The following is a 19,248-nucleotide window of genomic DNA, read 5'->3' on the forward strand; positions in this document are numbered from 1 at the left end:
ATCGTGCACTGGGCCGGTGGCCTGTCCGGACGCCTTGTGTCGGGCCCGCTACCGCGACGTGATCCTGCCATCTGTCGCCCCGGAGGAGGAGATTCCCGTCTCCGGTCCAGGGCTTATCCGCAGGTCAGCCATATAGGGTGAGTTTTCCGGTCCGGACGTCCAGATGCGGGGGGAAGTAAGGGGTGGGGCCTTGGGTTCCGACTCAGGGGCACGCACGGCCTTCGCCGAGCGCCTCGCACTGCTCTACAAGGAGGCCGGAAATCCGCCTCTGAAGAGCGTGGCCGAGGCGGTCGGACGACTGCAGCGGACGGACGAGCGCGGCCGGCCCGTGCGGGTGTCCGCCCAGCGCATCAGCGACTGGCGGCGGGCCAAGAACGTACCGGCCCAGTTCGCCGCCCTCGCGGCCGTCCTGCAGATCCTGATCCCCGAGGCGCGGCGCCAGCGGCCCGTTCCGGTCTCCGGCGGCCTGTACGACCTCGCGCAGTGGCAGCGCCTGTGGGAGCGCGCGCTGGCCGATCCGGCCGGCGACCGCCCGGCGGTGCCCGCGGAGGAGGAGCAGCGCCCGGCCGCCGAGGCCCCGCCCGTCGCCGGCGGTGTGTGCCCGTACCGCGGGCTGGCTCCCTACCGCGAGGAGGACGCCCGGTGGTTCTTCGGCCGGGAGCGGAGCACGGATGCCCTCGTCGCCCAGTTGCGGGCCGCGGAGAAGACGGGCGGGCTGACCATGCTCGTCGGCGCCTCGGGCGCCGGGAAGTCGTCGCTGCTGAACGCGGGCCTGGTGCCCGTGGTCCAGGACGGTGCGCTCGGGGACGGCAACAGCCGGCCGAGCGTGGTGCTCCAACTGGTGCCCGGCGTCGATCCGCTCGGCGAGCTGACCCGCCGCATCCCGGAACTCGCCTCGCTCGCCGCCGCCGCGCGCCGGGCCGAGAAGGAGGCGGCCGGGAACCCGGCGGCGACGGGGTCCGAGGCCGCGCACTTCGCCCGCGGGGTGCGGGAGGCCGTCACGGCATGGGCCGAGCGGGAGGCGTCCGCGGCCGAACAGCCGACCGGGGAAGGGTCCCCGGACGGACCGGTGCCGGAGGAGGCGTCCCCCGGCACCGTCCTGCCGGAGAAGGAGACACCGGCCGCCGCTCTGCGGGAGAAAGAAGCACGGGCGGGCGGCCTGCGGGAGAAGGAAGCACCGGCCTCCGGCCTGTCCCCGACCGCCCGGCCGGTCCTGATCGTGGACCAGTTCGAGGAGACCTTCACCCTCTGCACCGACGAGGCGGACCGGCGCACCTTCCTGCAGTTCCTGCACGCGGCCTGCACGCCGGCCACCGACTCGGGCGGTCCCGCCCCCGTGCTGGTGGTCCTCGGCATCCGCGCCGACTTCTACGAGCAGTGCCTCCGCTATCCGGAGCTGGCCGACGCGCTGCAGCACCGGCACATGGTGCTAGGGCCGCTGACCACGGCCGAGCTGCGCGAGGCGGTGACCGGCCCCGCCAAGGCCGTGGGTCTGGAGCTGGAAGCGGGGCTGGCCGAGCTGATCGTGCGGGAAGTGAGCGCCGACGGCCCGCGCGGGTCGCACGACGCCGGAGTGCTCCCGCTCCTCTCGCACGCCCTGCTCGCCACCTGGCAGCGCCGCAAGGCGGGCCGGCTGACGCTGGCGGGCTACCGGGCGGCGGGCGGCATCCAGGGCGCGGTGGCGGCGACCGCCGAGCGTGCCTGGTCCGGCCTCGACCCCGCCGCCCGTACGGCCGCCCGGCTGCTTCTGCTGCGTCTCGTCCGGCTCGGCGAGGACACCCAGGCCACCCGCAGGCGGGGCACGCGGCGCCAGCTGTCGCAGGAGTCGTCGGACCCCGGCAAGACCGAGGAGTCGTTGGAAGCCCTGGTGCGCGCCCGCCTCGTGACCCTCGACGCGGAGACCGTGGAGATCACCCACGAGGCGCTCCTGCACGCCTGGCCCCGGCTGCGCCACTGGATCGACGACAACCGCAACGACCATCTGGTGCGCCAGCGGCTGGAGGAGGACGGCCGGGCCTGGGAGGCCTCGGACCAGGACAACTCGCTCCTGTACCGCGGCTCCCGCCTCGAACAGGCCCGCGGCTGGGCGAAGTCCGCCGGGGACACCTATCTGACCCGCAGTGCGGTGCAGTTCCTGGCCGCCGCGGTCAGGCTGCGCAGGCGCACGGTGCTGATCAGCCGTGCCGCGGTGACGGCGCTGGTCGTGCTCGCCGTGCTCGCCGCCGGTTCGGCGGTGGTCGCCTGGCAGCAGCGGGACGACGCCGTGTTCGAGCAGGTGCTCGCCGAGGCGGACCGGGTCCAGTACACGGATCCGTCGCTGGCCGCCCAGCTCGATCTGGTGGCCCACGATCTGCGGCCGAACGACCAGGGGACGTACAGCCGCCTGATCTCGGTGGTGAACGCGCCGCTGGCCACCCCGCTGCTCGGCCACACCGGCGCCGTCTACCTCACGTCCTTCAGCCCCGACGGCAAGACCCTGGCCACGGCCGGCTACGACCGCACCGTCCGGCTGTGGGACGTGGCCGACCGCAGCCACCCCAAGCCGCTGGGCAAGCCCCTGACCGGCCACACGAGCTGGGTGAGCAGCGCGGTCTTCAGCCCGGACGGGCACACCCTGGCCAGCGCCGGCGACGACGGCACGATCCGGCTGTGGGACGTGACCGACCGCAGCCGTCCCAAGCCGCTGGGCAAGCCCCTGACCGGCCACAAGGGCACGATCTACCTGGTCGCCTTCAGCCCGGACGGGCACACGCTGGCCTCCGCGAGCGAGGACCGCACGGTGCGGCTGTGGGACGTGGCCGACCCGCGGCGCCCGAAGCAGCTCACCGTGCTGGGCGGCCACACCGCGGCGGTGCGCTGTGTGGCGTTCAGCCCCGACGGGCGCACCCTCGCGGCGGGCGGCGACGACAAGACCATCCGGCTGTGGAACACGGCCGACCCGCGGCATCCCGTACCCCTGCACCGGGTGCTGACCGGTCACACGGACCTCGTGCACTCGGTGGCGTTCAGCCCCGACGGCAAGACCCTGGCCAGCGGCAGCGCGGACGACACCATCCGGCTGTGGAACGTCTCCGATCCCGGCCGCGCGGCACCGGTCGGCTCGCCGCTCACCGGGCACACCGGCCCCATCTGGTCCGTGGCCTTCAGCCCCGACGGCGGCCGGCTCGCCGCCGCCAGCGCGGACAGCACGGCCAGCCTGTGGAACGTCGCCGACCCCACGTCTCCCTCCCAGGTCGGCGAGCCGCTGGTGGGCAGCAGCGGCGAGATGTTCGCCCTGGGGTTCAGCCCCGACGGGCGCACCCTGGCCACCGGCAGCGGTGACAGCAAGGTCCGGCTGTGGTCGGTCCCGACGTCGGACATGATCGGCCGCAGCGGGGCGTTCCGGCCGGACGGCAAGGTGCTCGCCACCGCCGGCCGCGACGGCAGGGTCCGGCTGTGGAACGTGGCGGCGCCCGGCAGGCCCGTGGCGCTGGGCAAGCCGTTCATGCCCGCGGACGGCGGCCACCGTTCGATGCTGTTCTCCCCCGACGGCCGCACCCTCGCCATGCTGAACGGGACGGGGACGCTGCACCTGTGGAACGTCACCGACCCGGCCCACCCGGTCCCCGCCAGGCCCCCGATCACCCTGCGCACCCGCTTCGCGGGCGGCCACACGCTGGCGTTCAGCCCGGACGGACACACCCTGGCCACCGCCTACGACGACCGCACCATCCAGCTGTGGAACGTCACCGACCCCTCCCGTACCGTCCCGCTCGGCAAGCCGCTCACCGGCCACCGGGGCTATGTCAACGCCCTCGTCTTCAGCCGGGACGGGCACACCCTGGCCAGCGGCAGCGCGGACCGCACCATCCGGCTGTGGAACGTGACCGACCCCCGCCGCGTCACCCTGCTCGGGCATCCGCTCACCGGGCACTCCGGTCCCGTCAACGCCCTCGCCTACAGCCCCGACGGCCACACCCTGGCCAGCGGCAGCGACGACGACACCGTACGGCTCTGGAACGTCACCGACCCCCGGGCGGCGAACGCCTACGGCGCCCCCCTCATCGGCCACACCGAGGCGGTCACCTCGCTGACCTTCACCACGGACGGCCGCACCCTGGCCAGCGGCGGCGACGACAGCACGGTCCGGCTCTGGAACGTCACCCGTCCCTCGTCGGCCAAATCCATCGGCCAGTCGATGAGCCCGTACGCCAAGACGGGCAACTTCCTGTCCTTCAGCCCCAACAGCCGTGTGCTCGGGGTGTCGAGCGGCGCGGACACCGTCCGCCTGTGGAGCCTGAACGCCGACGAGGCCATCCGGCACATCTGCTCGGTCACCCGCGACGTCCTGACCCCGCAGAAGTGGCACGAGTACCTGCCCCGCCTGTCGTACGACCCGCCCTGCCCCCGCTGACCGAACAAGATCGGCCAACTACCCGGCCAAACCGTCCCGTTGCCTCCCGCAGTCCCCGCAACCTTGTTACCCTTGGCCATAGCCCGATCGCTGGTGCATCCCCCGTCGCCAGCGATCGGGCCTTTTTTCGTGTCGTGAACCGGCCTCCGCGGCGCCCCCCTACTGCCGTCCCGCCCCCACGAAAGCCCCGGCCCAGGTGGACCGGGGTCTTCGTCCTGCGCGGCCGACAGGTCCGGAAGAGCCCTATTCGGGCAGCAGACTGAAGCCGAGCAGCACGGCGGCCTCGACGCGCACCGTCCCGGGAGCCAAGACACCGTCGGACTCGGGATCGCCTCCCGTGCGGCTCCCATGACTGCGCAGCCCGACCGATTCCGGGTCGACGTCCTGGATGTGCACCACGGGGCCGAGCCGCACACCGCAGGCATCCGCGTAGACCTCGGCCTTGCGCCGTGCGGCCCCGACCGCCCTACGGCGGGCCTCGTCCCGCAGCGCGGGCTTGTCGAGCACGTCGAAGTGCACTTCGTCGACCCGGTTCGCGCCGGCCCGGACGGCGTCCTCTATCAGAATGTCGAGCCGGTCGAGGACTTCCATCTGCACGGTGTACGTCGCCTCGCAGCGATAGCCGAGGAACGTCCGGTCCGCGCCGTAGCCCTTGAATTCCGACTGGAGGGCGAGGCGTGATCCGGATACCTCGGAGTCGGGTATTCCATGCTCCCGCAGCACGATCCGCAGCCTGGCAACTGCTGATCCCGCCCGTTCAAAGGCTTCTTTGGGTGTCGGTGCCAGAAGGTCAACCGCGAGCTTCACCTGAGCGAGCCGGGGTTCCGCCGACACGTTCCCCGCCCCGAGCACACTGAGCCCCCAGGGCTCCTTGATCTCTGCCATCCGAGGATGGAATCAATAACGCCTCACCACCACAACAGCCTTGAAATCCGTCATGGCAGCGATGGCGCGGTTCACGGCCGGGATCGCTACGGGCGAGCCGGCAGGGGACCGGATCACCGGAGACGGGTCCGCGCACGACCGCAACCGAAGTGATCACCGGCTGCACGCCTCAGCCGTTCGGTGTCAGCCGTGGACGGAAGCCGCAGATGGCAGTCGTAGATGTGAGCCATGGATGCCAAAAACCCCCAACCATGATCGATTGGGGGTCTTCGCACTGGTGGGGCTAACAGGATTTGAACCTGTGGCCTCATCCTTATCAGGTCGGTCATGGGGTTCACGGACCACGGTCAACGGGCCCCTCAACTCGGCAGCTTGTCCGCAGGGGGTCGTTGTCAACCGGCGCCGTTCGTGCTTGTTGGTGTCAGCTGCTGGTGTCAGCCGACGTCGTTCCCTCGGCTACTTCATCGCCCGGATCGATTGGCTGCGCGGCCGCCCATCGCTTGACGAACTCAGTGCCTGCCTCGGTGAACTGGTACACCTCTAGCAACGGGACATCACCGATCTTCACTCCACCCCATGGAACCCGGACCAGGTAGCCATCCTGGACCAGGTACATCACTTGGAGTGCTGTGCCGACTCCGAGCCGGAAGTGCGGCGGTCCGCTCGCTGTATGGCTCTGCTGCTGCAGAAGATTGGCATAGAGCTCGATGAGTCGGCGTTCGGTGTCTCCATACCGGCTGTTGAGCACAGCGAGATTCGCCTTGTACTGGCGGAGTGACTTGCGGTCGATCTGATTTGCGCCGTTTCCTTTGCGCCGGTGGCACGTAGGGCACAGGGCGATCAAGTTTTCGAACTCATGCTTCTTGACCTGTGCCCAGTCGTCGATGTGCTCAATGTCGACGGGGTGCTGTCGGCACGTAGGGATGGCGCATCGATGTCCAGCTTCGACGAGCACTCGTCGCTTGAGCTCTGCTGGGATGGAGGGACGTCCTTCGGCCATGTAGGAAGGCTAGGCCAGATCTGGCCGATGGCCAGGCCACTCGTCTTAACCCACACCTTCCTTAGGCTCCCATCCCGTCCGCCGTCGACCCACACACCGTGGAGCGGGCGTGGTTCATGGCGTCCAGGTGGAGCGCGCCACTGTACGAACGACCTGGACGCCATGGGCCGCGTCTGCTCGGCTTCGCCTGGGTCGACGGTGGACGGGATGGGAGCTCCCCGCGCACGCCCCTACGGACCTGCACTCGGGAACGGCGCCCCCTCCATCCCGGTGCCGGCCGATCCCCCGCCGGAGGCATTGCCTTGACCTCGGGCCGCGCTATGCGGTGATCGACTCATGGCCACCGGCCCTATCCAGATGTGGGCGCGCGTCGGCGCAGCGTGCGCGGAGCGGGCCGAAGGCAGGAGCGCAGCGCGCAGTGGAGCCGGGAAGCGCGCCCGGCGGAGCGGAGCGCAGCCGGGGCTTGATGAGGTAGAGAAACCTGTAACAGCTCGCTCCACTGGGCCCAGGGCAAGACGCCTCGGTGGTGTCAGGTAGAGGGCGCGTCGCTGCGGAGGAGTCGGCTGGTGAAGCCTCGCTGGCGGAGGCGGTCATAGGCGTGGATGACGTCGTCCGGTACGTGCTGGCTGATCATGAAGCCTTGTTCCGGGTAGATCAGAAGTCGCTGTAGCGCACCCACGAGCATGTCGATCACCAAGCGCGCGTCGCCGATGGAGTCGACGTACTCCTCCAGCGACATCGGGGTGGACGCACTGATGATCTCGACTTCGGGCCAGAGTTTGCGCGCCGTGGCGTACGCCCTCCTCTCCTCGTACGGCTTGCTGATCAGGAGGACCGAGGCCACGTCGACCCCGGCCTCCTCCAGCACGGCCCTCGAAAAGAGGATGTTCTCGCCCGTGTTGCGGGCGCGCGGTTCCACCAGCACGGCGGAGCTGGGCACGCCAAGCTCCAACGCCCGTTCCCGGTAGTGCACGGCTTCACCTCGGGGCATGCGCTCCCGGGTCGTGGGGCTGGTGGCTCCGGTGAATACAAGCAGGGGCGCCATACCGCGCTTGTAGAGATCAACCGCAGTGTCGGCCACTCCCAGGTCGTGGCTCCCCAAACCAACTGCAACGGAGCACGGCCGGAGCGAGTGGCCCATCTGGTGGTAGTCCCACAGGCGTCGCGTGTCAGCCCAGTCCTGTGCTGAGATCACTTCTGCGCCTCCCTGTCTCTCGCCGAGTCCGGCACCTTGAAGTCGTACTCCCACGCGAAGCGTGAGGCCGCGTGTACTCCGATGGCGAACTCGACCACTGTGCCAGCGGCCGTGTAGGCGGTCCGGTGCAACTCCACGACGGGTTCCCCAGGTGGCAGTTGCAAGAGCTTCACCTCGTCCGGGGTGGCGGCGCGGGCCCAGAGTTCTTCCTTCATGTGATCGATCTCGTAACCCGCGTCGTACAACACGCGAAATCCGCCGCCTCGGCCGGCCGGACCCGGCGTCGGGTCCACCAGACGCGTTCCTTCAACGTGCTCCGGCCGGTAATAGCTGGTCAGCGTGTGCGTTGGCTGCTCGCCTTCCTTTACCAGTCGCGCGCGTGCGTAGACATCGGCGCCGACCGGTAGCCCGTGGGCGGCTGCCACCGCGGGGGGCGCTTCAACGAGACTGACTGTCTGGGTCTGCTCGTTCCGGCGGTACGCCCGGCCGGTGGCCACTCGGTCCGCGATGAACGCCACCTCGTCCCCGTCCCGCCACTTCGCCTTGTCGTACCGGGCGATGCCAAGTCGCTTGAGCGGGACCTGTTGCCGCACGACAGTGCCGTGACCCCGGGACGAAGTGACCAGGCCTTCCGCTTCCAGCGCCTTGTAAGCGGCATGGACGGTCGCCTTGGAGCCCTCGCCGGCCTCGACCAGCTCTCTGATGTGCGGCAGCTGCTGGCCCGGTGCGTAGTCACCCCTCTTGATCTGCTCGGCCAGCTTGTCTGCCAGCTCTCGCCACTTGGGCGCCATCACGAACCCCTCTCGACAGGGTCTAGTGAAGCACATAGTCCTAGGACTGTTGACAGTCCTAGGACTGCGGTGCAATATCTCTCTTGTCGCTCACAGTCCTAGGACAGCGAGGAATGGAAGCCCTTCTCTGGGCTGCCCCGACGTCAACGCAGGGAGTACTGATGCCGTCCTTCAAGATCGACCTCTCGACCGCCGTGGTGTTCGTTGCGACCGCCCCCGAACCCAAGATGGCCAACAAGAAGACCGGTGAGCGGGCCGTGGACCGGGAGACCGGTGCGGACCTGTCGACCGTGGGCCTGCTGGTCTCGGACGAGGGAGAGGGCAACCTCTACCAGGTGACCGTTCCCGAGACGGGCTACCCGGAGGGTCTGGCGCCGGGCATGCCGGTGCGCGTCACGGGCCTGAAGGCGCGGGACTGGGAGAACGAGTTCAACGGCCAGAAGCGTCACGGCATCTCGTTCCGCGCCATCGCGATCACCCCGGCGGCCTGACCATGACCGACCTGACGATGTGGCTGGAGACCGCAGGGGGCCTGGCGGCCGTCGGTGGTGTCGGCTACGCGAAGGTCCGGGCGCCGCGTGCGTACTGGGCGCTGGTGGGTCTGCCGGTGACGCTGACGCGGTTCGGGTTCTCGTACCGGTCCACGATGGACGTGTGCGGGCTGACGGTGCGGCCGTCGGGTCTGCGGGCGTTCGTGACGCGGAACCTGGCACGTCGTGAGGTGCAGCCGGTCCCGCCGAAGATCCGCCGGGTGCGGGGAACGTCGACCGGGCTGCGGGTGACGCTTCGGCTTCCGGCCGGCCTGGAGCCCGCCGACGTTGCGGCTGCCTCGGAACGGCTGCGTCACGCCTGGGGCGTGCACTCGGTGACCGTGGCAGAGACCAAGCCGGGCTTCGTGGAACTGCGGATGACCGGGTATGACGTGCTGCGTCGGGTCCGGATGCCCCGTAAGGCCGTGCCGCACGACATGATCGTGCCGGTCGCCTTGCGTGAGGACGGGACCGCCTTCGAGCGCGACTACCGCAAAGCGCCGATGGCGCTCACCCTGGGTGCGAACCAGTCCGGCAAGTCCATGTATCAGCGCAATCTCATAAAGGGCCTGGCCCAACTGAGGATCGCCCTGGTTGGAGTGGACTGCAAGCGCGGTGTGGAACAGTCCGGCTATGCGCCGCGTCTGTCGGCTCTGGTCACCACCCCGGACGACGCTGCCTCCCTGTTCGGCGGCCTCGTGGCGGAGATGGAGGATCGCTTCGACCTGCTGAGCAAGCAGGGCGCGTCCGACATCTGGGAACTGCCCGAACGCCTGCGGCCGGTGCCCGTGGTCGTTCTGGTGGACGAGGTCGCGGAACTGTTCCTGATCTCCTCGAAGAAGGATGAGGAGCGGCGGGAGCGGATCGTGACCGCGTTGATCCGGCTGGCGCAGATGGCTCGCGCGGTCGGGATCTACCTGGAGGTCTGCGGTCAGCGTTTCGGGTCCGACCTGGGCAAGGGCGCCACCATGCTCCGCGCTCAGCTCACGGGCCGTGTCGTGCACCGCGTCAACGACAAGCAGACCGCCGAAATGGGGCTCGCCGACGTCGCCCCGGACGCTGTACCGGCCGCGAGTCTGATCCAGATGGACCGCCCCGGTACCGCCGTCGCGGCGGACACCTCCGGCGGCTGGTCGAAGATCCGCACCCCGGCCATCACACGAGACGAAGTGATCGCTGTCTGCCGGGACTTCGCCCACCTGGTCCCGGACCTTCCGTTCCTCGACCCCTTCCGCTCCTACGTGCCCGCCAAGGCGCCGGCGGACAGCCCGTCGCTGCTCAAGCCGCGACCAGTCACCGAGTAACACCCCCCTTCCACGGTCGGCGCGACCGTCCTTCGCGCCACGTCCCTACCCCCTCCATGCCTGATTCCGAAGGGAACCCCCGATGTTCTGCGAGTACTGCGGCGACGTCGACGGCGAGGAAACCGGCGTCGACCACGACGAACGCGACTGCCCCTGGTACGACACCGACAACGGCGCGGTGACGATCGACGCTGACCAGCTGGCCGACACCCTGACGGCCACGGCGGACGGCGTCCCCGCCCAGCGGGCCGCGATCGGCCTCCTGGTCGCCCACGGCCTCTGGATCAACCGCCTGGCCGAACGGCCCGGGCTGCTGCTCATCGACTACTCCGGCCCTGCCCCCTCGCCGTACGGCGTGGACTGGGTCAAGGTCGTCGAGGCCTTGGGCGCGAAGGAGTTGCCGGCCTCCAGCGGGGAGCTGCGCATCCTGGCGCTGGCCGCCTCCCTCGCCCACCCGGCCGCCCGGGTCCCGCTCGGGGATGCGGTCAGCGGTCTGGACGCGGCCAACCTCGACTTGGTCCTGACGGCCATCGCCGAAGCCAACGGCCGCCCCAGGGTGCAGTGATGGCGTCCCGACTGCGCCCGGACGCCGTTCTCATCCAGGCCGTCATCGCGGGTGCGCTGTCTTTCGCCCACCTGCACGACTTGGCCGGGGCGGCCGGCCAGTCCGGGTGGAAGGCCTGGGCCTATCCGGTCTCCGTCGATCTGCTGTTGGTCGCCGCCTGGCGCCGACTGCGGACCGCCCGGCGGGACCGCTCGGCCTGGACCTGGTTCGTCATCGCCCTGGGTGCCTCGCTCGGCGCCAACATCGCCACCGCCGGACTCCTCGACCTGCACCAGGTGCCTTCCTGGCTGCGGATCCTCGTGGCTGGCTGGCCCGCCCTGGCCTTCCTCGGCGGCACCCTGCTCGTCCACTCGCCCACCACCCCGGCTCCGCCTCCCGCTGAGCCGGAAGCCGAAGAACCGACCGCGCTGGACGTCGAGGTCCACCGCGCCGACGAACCCGCGCCCGCTCCGGCTCCGGAACTGGCTTCGGCGCCGGAACCGACACCTGTGAAGCCCGCGGTTCCTGCCCCGGTCGTCCCGGTGGCTCTGCTGGATCACGCCCGCAAGCTCGCCGACGCGCACCGGGCCTCCACCGGGTCCCCGATGCCCGCCGGCACGCTCTCCGCCCGCCTCGGCCTGCCCGAGGACATGACCCGCGCCATCACCGATCAACTCCAACTCGCCTGACCCCAAAGGGGGATTCGCCGTGACCGTCTACCGCCGCTTCCGCGACGTGATCCGCATCGGCCCCGTCCAGGTCGCCACGTACTTCGACGGCCGCGGGCGTGAGAAGCACACCGCCGCCTGCACCGCCCCCGGCTGCGGCTTCTCCGCCGACTACCCCGACCGCTCAGCCGCCGAACTCGCCGCCCGCACCCACCGCTGCAAGGCCTAGGAGGACAGCTCGTCATGAACGTTCCGCTCTGGCTCGCCCTGCTCGCCGTCGGCTACCTCGGCGTCAAGCTCGCCCGCCCGCCGTGGTGGCTCGTGGCCGCTCTCCTCATCGGCGGCTACCTCGTCGCCCACAGCGTCCTCGGCCCCGTCGTCGCCTCCGCCATCGACAAGTAACCCACCCCGAAGGGACAAGGCTCATGCTCACCCCGAAGTACCCGCCCCAGGACACCGCCCCAGCCCAGGCCGCCATCCAGCCGCAGACCACCGCCCCGGCCCCCGTGCAGGCGGCCCCTGCCCCGGTCGCCCCGGCCTTGAACCGGCCCACTGTCCAGCTCACCCCCGGCAGCGCGCTCGCCCTCGCCGCCGGCGGCGGTGCCGTGGTCCTCGTCATCGGCGCGGTCCTGGTCTCGCTGCTGCTGGCGGTCGCCATCACCGGCGCCTCCGTCGCCCTGGTCGCCGTCGTCCTGCGCCTGCTCATCAAAGACCTGAACAACGGTCGGTGACCGGCATGGACACGAACCTGATCGCCGCGGGCTTACCGGCCCTCGGCTGGACCATCCACGGCGGAGTACTCCTGCGCCGCCTGGCCACCGCCCGCCGCGACCCCCTCACCGGGCTGCACACCCGCGACGGATGGACGGCCCGCGCCGAACGCCTGCTCGCCAAACACCCCGGCGCCCTGGTGCTCCTGGTCGACCTGGACGACTTCAAGGCGATCAACGACACCCACGGCCACGCCGCCGGAGACGACGTACTCGCCGCGACCGCCCGCCGCCTGAGCACCTGGTGCGGACGCAACGGCATCGCCGCCCGCCTCGGCGGAGACGAGTTCGCCGCGATCGTCACCCACCCCGGCCACACGACCGGCCTCCACGCCCTGCAGGACTCCTTGGACCGCCCGGTCGACCACAACGGACACGCCCTGCCGGTCTCGGCCTCGGTCGGCTTCAGCCACCGCCCCGAGCTGGCAATCGCGACCCTCACCGACGCTCTCTCCGCCGCCGACTCCGCGATGTACGCGGCCAAGGGCCACGGCAGGCGCAACACACGCTAAGCGGCCCCCGGAGCGGCCTCGGTCGCCAAACTTCGTCCGCTCCGGGCGCCTTCCCACCTTCCTGATCCAACGGACCCGAAAGGGAAGCCTCATCATGCCCCAGCCCGCCTCGAACAGGCCCATCTGCCGCGACTGCGACGGCTTCTCCACCGCCGCGATCACCACCGGCACCCGCAACACCGACGGCACCCGCGCCACCCTCACCGCCGTCTGCCCGACGTGCAAGGGCACCGGCGCCGCTCGCACCACGCGCAAGCAGCAGGTGACCGCGTGACCGACACCGCCACCATGGCGGGCCTGGACCCGGCCACCCTCGCCGACGTGCTGAGGCTGGCCGGGTCCACCGGCTTCGACCGCCTTCAGGAACAGCTCCGCCGTACCGGCGGCTGCTCCGACCCGATCCACCTGACGGGCGCCACCGTCACCCGCGACCGCACCACCAGGCAGGTTCTCCACTCGTACTCCACGGACAGCGAACCCGGCGGCCGACTCCGCCTCGCCTGCGGCAACCGCCGTGCCTCCCGCTGTCCCTCCTGCGCCTGGACCTACGCCGGAGACACCTACCACCTCATCCGCGCCGGCCTCGTCGGCGACCCCGACAAGGGCACCCCGCACACCATCCGGGACCACCCCCGCGTCTTCGCTACCCTCACCGCCCCCTCGTTCGGCCCGGTCCACAACCGGCCCGGCAACCGTCCCTGCCGCTGCGGCACCCACCACCAGGAGGACGCGGCCGAACTCGGCACCCCGCTCGACCCCGAGACGTACGACTACGCGGCTGCGGTGCTGTGGAACAACCACGCCTCCGACCTGTGGCGCTACTTCACGATCTACCTTCGCCGCGAGATCGCCCGCCGCGCCGGCCTCACCCAGAAAGCCGCCCGCGAACAGTCCCGCGTCTCCTTCGGCAAGGTCGCCGAGTACCAGAAACGCGGCGCCGTCCACTTCCACGCCGTCATCCGCTTCGACGGTCCCGACGGACCCGACAGTCCGCCCCCGGCCTGGGCCACCTTCGACCTGCTCACCGACGCGATCCGCGCCGCAGCCGCCCGCGCAACCGTCGACGTCGACCCGGCCGGAGACCAGCCCGCCCGCACCCTCACGTGGGGAACACAGCTCGACGTGCGCCCGATCCGGGCCTTCGGCAACGGCGAGGAGATCACCGAACAGGCCGTCGCCTCCTACGTCGCCAAGTACGCCACCAAAGCTGCCGAGACAACCGGCACCGTCGACCGCCGCATCGGCAACAAAGAGGCCCTGACTCTGCTCGGCGTCCCCGACCACCCGCGGCGACTCATCGAGGCCTGCCTCGACCTGCACCCGCTCTACCCGGACCGCAAGCTCCAGAACTGGGCCCACATGCTCGGCTTCCGCGGCCACTTCTCCACCAAGTCCCGCCGCTACTCCACCACCCTCGGCGCCCTCCGCCAGGTCCGCGCCGACTACCGCGCCGCCCAGCAACGCGCCGCCCTCGGCCTGCCCGACTCCGACGACGAGGCCGAGGCCACCACGCTCACCCTCGCCCACTGGACCTACGCCGGCCACGGCCACACCCTCGGCGAATCCTGGCTCGCCGCCAACATCCGCCGCGACATCCAGCAAAACCGCGAACTCGCCCGCGAAGAACTACCCGCCCTGCTCGACCTGGAAGGAGCCGCCGCATGACCACCGCCGCCCCCGAGCTGCTCACCGTGCCGGAGGTCATGGTCCGGCTCAAGGTCGGTCGTACCAAGGTCTACGACCTGATCCGCACTCACCGGCTGGTGTCCATCAAAGTCGACGGCTGCCGTCGTATCCCGACCGACGCGGTGCGGGACTTCATCAACGGTCGGATCGGAGAGGCCGCCTGATGGCCAAGCGTCGCCCCAACGGCGGGGGAACGATCACAAAGCGCAAGGACGGCCGGTACCAGGGCGCCGCCTACGTCACCGACACCGACGGCCACCGGGTCCGGAAGTATGTCTACGGCGCCACCTGGGACGAAGCGAACGAGAAGCTCGGCAAGCTCCAGGACCAGGAGCGCAACGGCATCCCGGTGCCCTCCCGCTCGTGGACGCTCGGCGAGTGGCTGACGTACTGGCTGGAGCACATCGTCAAGCCGGAGCGCGAGCACAACACATACGTCAAGTACGAGTCGAAGATCAGGCTCTACCTGCTGCCGCATCTCGCCAAGAAGCCGTTGGTCAAGCTCACACCAGCGCAGGTCCGCACCTTCATGGCCGCGCTGAAGCGTGAGGAGGTCGGTGCCTCGACACGTTTCGAGGTGCTCCGCGTCCTCCGCAACGCCCTCAACCGGGCCATCCGTGAGGAGCTACTGACGCGCAATGTCGCGCTTCTGGTCGACATGCCCAAGGTCACCAAGGACAAGGGCAAGGCGTGGAACGCCCGTGAAGCGATCACGTTCCTCCGCTCGACCCGTGCTCATCGCCTCTACGCGGCCTGCATCCTGGTGCTCGTCCTGGGCCTCCGCCGGAGCGAAGTCCTGGGCCTGCGCTGGCAGGACATCGACTTCGAGGCTCACCAGTTCACCCCGGTCAAGCAGGTACAGCGGGTCAAGGGCGTCGGCCTGGTCCTCAAGGATCTCAAGACGGAGTCCTCACAGGCCGTGCTGCCCCTGCCTGAGTTCTGCGCCCGTGCCCTGGAAGAGCGGCGTGAGCTGCAAGAGCTGGAACGGAAGATCGCTGGTGAGCACTGGTCGCAGGCGCCGGACCATGACCTGATCTTCTCCTCGGAGCATGGCGGCATGATCGACCCGGTCGGTTTCTCCCGGACCTTCGAGCGGCTCGTGAAGCGCGCCGGCGTCCGCCGCATCACGGTCCGGCTCGCCCGGCACACCTGCGGCACCCTGCTCGCCTTCCTGAAGGTGCATCCCAAGGTCGCTCAGGCGATCCTCCGGCACAGCCAGATCAGCATGACCATGGACGTCTACACGCACGTGGTGGGTGACAGCGAAAGGGAAGCTGTCGGGATGCTGGCCGAACTTCTGGAAGACCCGCTTATCGGATGATCGTCGCAATTCATAGCCGTTGATGTCAGCCGTAGATGTCAAAGACCCCCGGGCTTGATCACCTGGGGGTCTTTTCGCATGTGGGGCTAACAGGATTTGAACCTGTGGCCTCATCCTTATCAGGGATGCGCTCTAACCAACTGAGCTATAGCCCCGCCGCGCTCTGCGGTGTATGTCCCGCGCGCTGACTCCTGAAGATTAGCGCACGAGGGCGGCAGTCCCAAAATCGGTTCCCGGGGGACCGTCAACGCAAGGCGGCAGGCGGGTTCACTCGTCCTCGGCCAGCGTCAGCTCGATGCCGCCCACGAAGCCCGCGGACAGGTTGTAGATGAACGCGCCGAGGGTGGCGAGCGCCGTCGCGAGGACGACGTCGATGACCGCGATGATCGACGTGAACGTCAGAACGTGCGGCAGGGAGAGGAAGGCCTGGAGGTCGAAGCCGTTCGCCTCGTTGGAGCCGGTCGCCTCCGAGATGGTGCCGCCGACCGTCGAGAACACGCCCATCGCGTCCATGACCATCCACAGCACCGCCGAGGCGACGACCGTGCAGATGCCCAGCGCGATGGAGAGCAGGAAGCTGACCTTCATGACCGACCACGGGTCGGCCTTGGCGACGCGCAGCCGGGCCTTGCGGGTGCGCGGCGCGGTCTTCGCGCCGGTGCGCGGCCGGCGTACGGCGCCGGCCGGGGCCTGCGCCGGATAGGCCTGCGGCGGGTGGTAGGGCCCGGCGGACTGCTCGGTGCGCCGCTCCCCGGGCAGCGGAGAGGCCTGCTGCCCCTCGGCCGGGCCGGGCTGGGTCTGCGCGCCGCGGGTGTCCGTCACAGTTCCCCCCTGGGATCCTTGTGTGTCGGTCGAGGACGAGCCGCCCTTGCCCGCGTCGATCTTGCGCAGCTGGGTCGTGTGCGGGTCACCCGCACCCTTGGCGCTCGTGGCGGAGCCACGGCCGCCGCCCGTTTCCGTACCCGTGGAGGTACCGGCCGATCCGGCGCCCGTGGCTCCGCTCACGATGACTCACTCCTCGTGCTACTCGGCCGAGGGCGCCTCACCCTCGTCCGTGCCGGTGGTCGCGGCATCCTCGGCGATCTCGTCCACGGCCACGTCGCCGTCGACTTCCTCCGCCTCGCGCCCCGCCTCGGCGTTACGTGCGATACCGACCACGGCATCGCGCTTGCCCAGGTTGATCAGTTGGACGCCCATGGTGTCACGGCCCGTCTCCCTGACCTCGTTGACTCGCGTACGAATCACACCGCCGGACAGGGTGATGGCGAGGATCTCGTCGTTCTCCTCGACAATCAGCGCGCCGACGAGAGAACCACGGTCCTCCACGATCTTGGCGGCCTTGATGCCGAGGCCGCCGCGACCCTGGACGCGGTACTCGTCGACGGCGGTCCGCTTCGCGTACCCGCCGTCCGTCGCAGTGAACACGAACGTACCGGGTCGAACAACATTCATCGAGAGAAGCTCGTCGCCCTCGCGGAAACTCATCCCCTTGACGCCGGAGGTGGCGCGGCCCATCGGGCGCAGGGTGTCGTCCGAGGCGGTGAACCTGATCGACTGTGCCTTCTTGCTGATCAGAACGAGATCGTCGTCGGCCGAGACCAGCTCGGCACCGATCAGCTCGTCGTCCGAACCGTCCTCGCGCTCGCGCAGGTTGATCGCGATGACACCGCCGGAGCGGGGCGAATCGTAATCCTTCAGAGGCGTCTTCTTGACCAGACCGGCCTTGGTGGCCAGGACCAGGTAGGGCGCCGCCTCGTAGTCACGGATCGCGAGGATCTCGGCGATCGCCTCGTCCGGCTGGAACGCGAGCAGGTTCGCCACGTGCTGGCCGCGCGCGTCCCGGCCGGCGTCCGGAAGCTCGTACGCCTTGGCCCGGTAGACCCGGCCCTTGTTGGTGAAGAACAGCAGCCAGTGGTGCGTGGTGGAGACGAAGAAGTGGTCGACGATGTCGTCTTCCTTCAGCTTCGTGCCGCGCACGCCCTTGCCGCCGCGCTTCTGCGCCCGGTAGTCGACGGTCTTGGTCCGCTTGACGTAACCGCCGCGCGAGACCGTGACGACGATGTCCTCCTCGGCGATCAGGTCCTCGATGGACATGTCACCGTCGTAGGGCACCAGCATGGTCTTGCGGTCGTCGCCGAACTTCTCCACGATGGCGGCGAGCTCGGCACTGACGATCCCGCGCTGACGGACCGGCGAGGCCAGGATCTCGTTGTACTCGGTGATCTTCGCCTGGAGCTCGTCGTGCTCCTGGACGATCTTCTGGCGCTCCAGGGCGGCCAGGCGCCGCAGCTGCATCTCGAGGATGGCGTTGGCCTGGATCTCGTCGATCTCCAGGAGCCCCATCAGGCCGGTGCGCGCGATCTCGACGGTGTCACTGCGCCGGATCAGCGCGATGACCTCGTCGATGGCGTCCAGGGCCTTCAGCAGACCGCGCAGGATGTGGGCGCGCTCCTCGGCCTTGCGCAGCCGGAAGCGCGTCCGGCGGACGATGACCTCGATCTGGTGCGTCACCCAGTGGCGGATGAACGCGTCCAGGGACAGCGTGCGCGGCACGCCGTCGACCAGCGCCAGCATGTTGGCGCCGAAGTTCGACTGCAGGTCGGTGTGCTTGTACAGGTTGTTCAGCACGACCTTGGCGACCGCGTCCCGCTTGAGGACGATCACCAGGCGCTGGCCGGTACGGGACGACGTCTCGTCGCGGACGTCCGCGATGCCGCCGATCTTGCCGTCCTTGACCAGGTCGGCGATCTTCTGCGCCAGGTTGTCCGGGTTGGTCTGGTACGGCAGCTCGGTGACCACCAGGCACTGGCGGTTCTGGATCTCCTCGACCTCGACCACCGCACGCATCGTGATGGAGCCGCGGCCGGTGCGGTACGCCTCCTCGATGCCCTTGCGGCCCACCACCAGGGCGCCGGTCGGGAAGTCCGGGCCCTTGATGCGCTCGATCAGCGCGTCCAGCAGCTCCTCGTGGCTGGCCTCGGGGTTCTCCAGGTACCACTGGGCGCCGGCCGCGACCTCGCGCAGGTTGTGCGGCGGGATGTTGGTCGCCATGCCGACCGCGATACCGGCCGAGCCGTTGATCAGCAGGTTCGGGAAGCGGGAGGGCAGGACGGTCGGCTCCTGGGAGCGGCCGTCGTAGTTGTCCGTGAAGTCGACGGTCTCCTCGTCGATGTCGCGGACCATCTCCATCGACAGCGGCGCCATCTTGCACTCGGTGTAGCGCATGGCCGCCGCCGGGTCGTTGCCCGGGGAGCCGAAGTTGCCGTTGGAGTCCACCAGCGGCATCCGCATCGACCACGGCTGGGCGAGGCGCACCAGGGCGTCGTAGATCGAGGAGTCGCCGTGCGGGTGGTAGTTGCCCATGACGTCGCCGACGACACGGGCGCACTTGTAGAAGCCGCGCTCGGGGCGGTAGCCGCCGTCGTACATCGCGTACAGCACACGGCGGTGGACGGGCTTGAGGCCGTCCCGGACGTCGGGCAGCGCACGGGACACGATGACGGACATCGCGTAGTCCAGGTACGAGCGCTGCATCTCGGTCTCGAGCCCGACGGGCTCGATGCGCACGGTGGTGTCGCCCTCGGAGCCCTCGGGCGTCACTGGAGTGTTCTCGTCGGCCATTGCTGGTGAAGATCCTTCCTGATGCGGT

Annotated in this window: 19 protein-coding genes and 1 tRNA gene; 13 read left to right on the forward strand and 7 right to left on the reverse strand. The window is 69.7% G+C overall.

Annotated elements, in window-relative coordinates:
* Window positions 1-190: 190 nt before the first annotated feature.
* Window positions 191-4,393, forward strand: coding sequence for an nSTAND1 domain-containing NTPase (locus tag ACZ7P3_RS02680; RefSeq protein ID WP_472078548.1), 4,203 nt, complete (start codon window positions 191-193; stop codon window positions 4,391-4,393).
* Between the two features lie 243 nt (window positions 4,394-4,636).
* Here the strand turns inward: ACZ7P3_RS02680 and ACZ7P3_RS02685 are convergent, their stop codons facing one another.
* From ACZ7P3_RS02685 to ACZ7P3_RS02700, 4 genes are all read right to left on the reverse strand, one after another.
* Window positions 4,637-5,278: an SIMPL domain-containing protein gene (locus tag ACZ7P3_RS02685; protein ID WP_472078549.1), complete on the reverse strand. Its 642-nt coding sequence runs from the start codon at window positions 5,276-5,278 to the stop codon at window positions 4,637-4,639.
* A 421-nt stretch (window positions 5,279-5,699) separates the two neighbouring features.
* Window positions 5,700-6,278 (reverse strand): HNH endonuclease, encoded by a 579-nt coding sequence (locus ACZ7P3_RS02690; RefSeq protein WP_472078550.1) that lies wholly within the window; start codon window positions 6,276-6,278, stop codon window positions 5,700-5,702.
* A 529-nt stretch (window positions 6,279-6,807) separates the two neighbouring features.
* Window positions 6,808-7,473, reverse strand: a complete 666-nt coding sequence (locus ACZ7P3_RS02695; RefSeq protein WP_472078551.1) for a YdcF family protein — start codon at window positions 7,471-7,473, stop codon at window positions 6,808-6,810.
* Complete coding sequence (locus ACZ7P3_RS02700; protein WP_472078552.1) at window positions 7,470-8,264, reverse strand: GntR family transcriptional regulator; 795 nt, start codon at window positions 8,262-8,264, stop codon at window positions 7,470-7,472. Before ACZ7P3_RS02700 ends, ACZ7P3_RS02695 begins: the two co-directional genes overlap by 4 nt.
* Window positions 8,265-8,425: 161 nt before the next feature.
* On the opposite strand from ACZ7P3_RS02700, the gene ACZ7P3_RS02705 reads away from it, so the two are divergent.
* The 12 genes from ACZ7P3_RS02705 (at window position 8,426) to ACZ7P3_RS02760 (ending at window position 15,599) form a co-directional block, all read left to right on the forward strand.
* Window positions 8,426-8,755: an SCO3933 family regulatory protein gene (locus tag ACZ7P3_RS02705; RefSeq protein ID WP_472078553.1), complete on the forward strand. Its 330-nt coding sequence runs from the start codon at window positions 8,426-8,428 to the stop codon at window positions 8,753-8,755.
* Between the two features lie 2 nt (window positions 8,756-8,757).
* Entirely contained in the window at window positions 8,758-10,098 is a 1,341-nt protein-coding gene (locus ACZ7P3_RS02710; protein WP_472078554.1) for an FtsK/SpoIIIE domain-containing protein, read from the forward strand.
* Between the two features lie 82 nt (window positions 10,099-10,180).
* Window positions 10,181-10,663 carry a hypothetical protein gene (locus tag ACZ7P3_RS02715; protein ID WP_472078555.1) on the forward strand — a complete coding sequence of 161 codons (483 nt, stop codon included), beginning with the start codon at window positions 10,181-10,183 and terminating at the stop codon, window positions 10,661-10,663.
* Window positions 10,663-11,331: a DUF2637 domain-containing protein gene (locus ACZ7P3_RS02720; protein WP_472078556.1), complete on the forward strand. Its 669-nt coding sequence runs from the start codon at window positions 10,663-10,665 to the stop codon at window positions 11,329-11,331. Before ACZ7P3_RS02715 ends, ACZ7P3_RS02720 begins: the two co-directional genes overlap by 1 nt.
* A gap of 19 nt (window positions 11,332-11,350) precedes the next feature.
* Entirely contained in the window at window positions 11,351-11,539 is a 189-nt protein-coding gene (locus ACZ7P3_RS02725) for a mobile element transfer protein (RefSeq protein WP_388758263.1), read from the forward strand.
* A gap of 14 nt (window positions 11,540-11,553) precedes the next feature.
* Window positions 11,554-11,712 (forward strand): hypothetical protein, encoded by a 159-nt coding sequence (locus ACZ7P3_RS02730; protein ID WP_472078557.1) that lies wholly within the window; start codon window positions 11,554-11,556, stop codon window positions 11,710-11,712.
* 23 nt (window positions 11,713-11,735) lie between these two features.
* On the forward strand, window positions 11,736-12,041 hold the full coding sequence (locus tag ACZ7P3_RS02735; protein WP_472078558.1) for a SpdD protein: 306 nt from the start codon (window positions 11,736-11,738) through the stop codon (window positions 12,039-12,041).
* 5 nt (window positions 12,042-12,046) lie between these two features.
* Window positions 12,047-12,592 carry a GGDEF domain-containing protein gene (locus tag ACZ7P3_RS02740; RefSeq protein ID WP_472078559.1) on the forward strand — a complete coding sequence of 182 codons (546 nt, stop codon included), beginning with the start codon at window positions 12,047-12,049 and terminating at the stop codon, window positions 12,590-12,592.
* Between the two features lie 94 nt (window positions 12,593-12,686).
* Window positions 12,687-12,866 carry a hypothetical protein gene (locus ACZ7P3_RS02745; RefSeq protein WP_472078560.1) on the forward strand — a complete coding sequence of 60 codons (180 nt, stop codon included), beginning with the start codon at window positions 12,687-12,689 and terminating at the stop codon, window positions 12,864-12,866.
* Window positions 12,863-14,257 carry a replication initiator protein RepSA gene (repSA, locus tag ACZ7P3_RS02750; RefSeq protein ID WP_472078561.1) on the forward strand — a complete coding sequence of 465 codons (1,395 nt, stop codon included), beginning with the start codon at window positions 12,863-12,865 and terminating at the stop codon, window positions 14,255-14,257. The genes ACZ7P3_RS02745 and repSA overlap by 4 nt, the downstream gene beginning before the upstream one ends.
* Window positions 14,254-14,442, forward strand: a complete 189-nt coding sequence (locus tag ACZ7P3_RS02755; RefSeq protein ID WP_472078562.1) for a helix-turn-helix domain-containing protein — start codon at window positions 14,254-14,256, stop codon at window positions 14,440-14,442. The genes repSA and ACZ7P3_RS02755 overlap by 4 nt, the downstream gene beginning before the upstream one ends.
* On the forward strand, window positions 14,442-15,599 hold the full coding sequence (locus tag ACZ7P3_RS02760) for a tyrosine-type recombinase/integrase (protein ID WP_472078563.1): 1,158 nt from the start codon (window positions 14,442-14,444) through the stop codon (window positions 15,597-15,599). The genes ACZ7P3_RS02755 and ACZ7P3_RS02760 overlap by 1 nt, the downstream gene beginning before the upstream one ends.
* An 81-nt stretch (window positions 15,600-15,680) precedes the next feature.
* Here ACZ7P3_RS02760 and ACZ7P3_RS02765 read toward each other — a convergent pair.
* From ACZ7P3_RS02765 to gyrA, 3 genes are all read right to left on the reverse strand, one after another.
* A tRNA-Ile gene (locus tag ACZ7P3_RS02765) sits at window positions 15,681-15,754 on the reverse strand.
* A 112-nt stretch (window positions 15,755-15,866) separates the two neighbouring features.
* Window positions 15,867-16,604, reverse strand: coding sequence for a DUF3566 domain-containing protein (locus tag ACZ7P3_RS02770; RefSeq protein ID WP_472078564.1), 738 nt, complete (start codon window positions 16,602-16,604; stop codon window positions 15,867-15,869).
* An 18-nt stretch (window positions 16,605-16,622) separates the two neighbouring features.
* Window positions 16,623-19,220 (reverse strand): DNA gyrase subunit A, encoded by a 2,598-nt coding sequence (gene gyrA / locus ACZ7P3_RS02775; protein ID WP_472078565.1) that lies wholly within the window; start codon window positions 19,218-19,220, stop codon window positions 16,623-16,625.
* Between the last annotated feature and the right edge of the window lie 28 nt (window positions 19,221-19,248).

This window comes from Streptomyces sp. NPDC107581, from assembly GCF_055657175.1.

Bases quoted from the DNA above. Each gene is read 5' to 3' on its own strand.
- ACZ7P3_RS02685 (WP_472078549.1), bottom strand. From the start codon at position 5,278: ATGGCAGAGATCAAGGAGCCCTGGGGGCTCAGTGTGCTCGGGGCGGGG.
- ACZ7P3_RS02690 (WP_472078550.1), bottom strand. From the start codon at position 6,278: ATGGCCGAAGGACGTCCCTCCATCCCAGCAGAGCTCAAGCGACGAGTG.
- ACZ7P3_RS02700 (WP_472078552.1), bottom strand. From the start codon at position 8,264: ATGGCGCCCAAGTGGCGAGAGCTGGCAGACAAGCTGGCCGAGCAGATC.
- ACZ7P3_RS02705 (WP_472078553.1), top strand. From the start codon at position 8,426: ATGCCGTCCTTCAAGATCGACCTCTCGACCGCCGTGGTGTTCGTTGCG.
- ACZ7P3_RS02710 (WP_472078554.1), top strand. From the start codon at position 8,758: ATGACCGACCTGACGATGTGGCTGGAGACCGCAGGGGGCCTGGCGGCC.
- ACZ7P3_RS02715 (WP_472078555.1), top strand. From the start codon at position 10,181: ATGTTCTGCGAGTACTGCGGCGACGTCGACGGCGAGGAAACCGGCGTC.
- ACZ7P3_RS02720 (WP_472078556.1), top strand. From the start codon at position 10,663: ATGGCGTCCCGACTGCGCCCGGACGCCGTTCTCATCCAGGCCGTCATC.
- ACZ7P3_RS02730 (WP_472078557.1), top strand. From the start codon at position 11,554: ATGAACGTTCCGCTCTGGCTCGCCCTGCTCGCCGTCGGCTACCTCGGC.
- ACZ7P3_RS02735 (WP_472078558.1), top strand. From the start codon at position 11,736: ATGCTCACCCCGAAGTACCCGCCCCAGGACACCGCCCCAGCCCAGGCC.
- ACZ7P3_RS02740 (WP_472078559.1), top strand. From the start codon at position 12,047: ATGGACACGAACCTGATCGCCGCGGGCTTACCGGCCCTCGGCTGGACC.
- ACZ7P3_RS02745 (WP_472078560.1), top strand. From the start codon at position 12,687: ATGCCCCAGCCCGCCTCGAACAGGCCCATCTGCCGCGACTGCGACGGC.
- ACZ7P3_RS02755 (WP_472078562.1), top strand. From the start codon at position 14,254: ATGACCACCGCCGCCCCCGAGCTGCTCACCGTGCCGGAGGTCATGGTC.
- ACZ7P3_RS02760 (WP_472078563.1), top strand. From the start codon at position 14,442: ATGGCCAAGCGTCGCCCCAACGGCGGGGGAACGATCACAAAGCGCAAG.
- gyrA (WP_472078565.1), bottom strand. From the start codon at position 19,220: ATGGCCGACGAGAACACTCCAGTGACGCCCGAGGGCTCCGAGGGCGAC.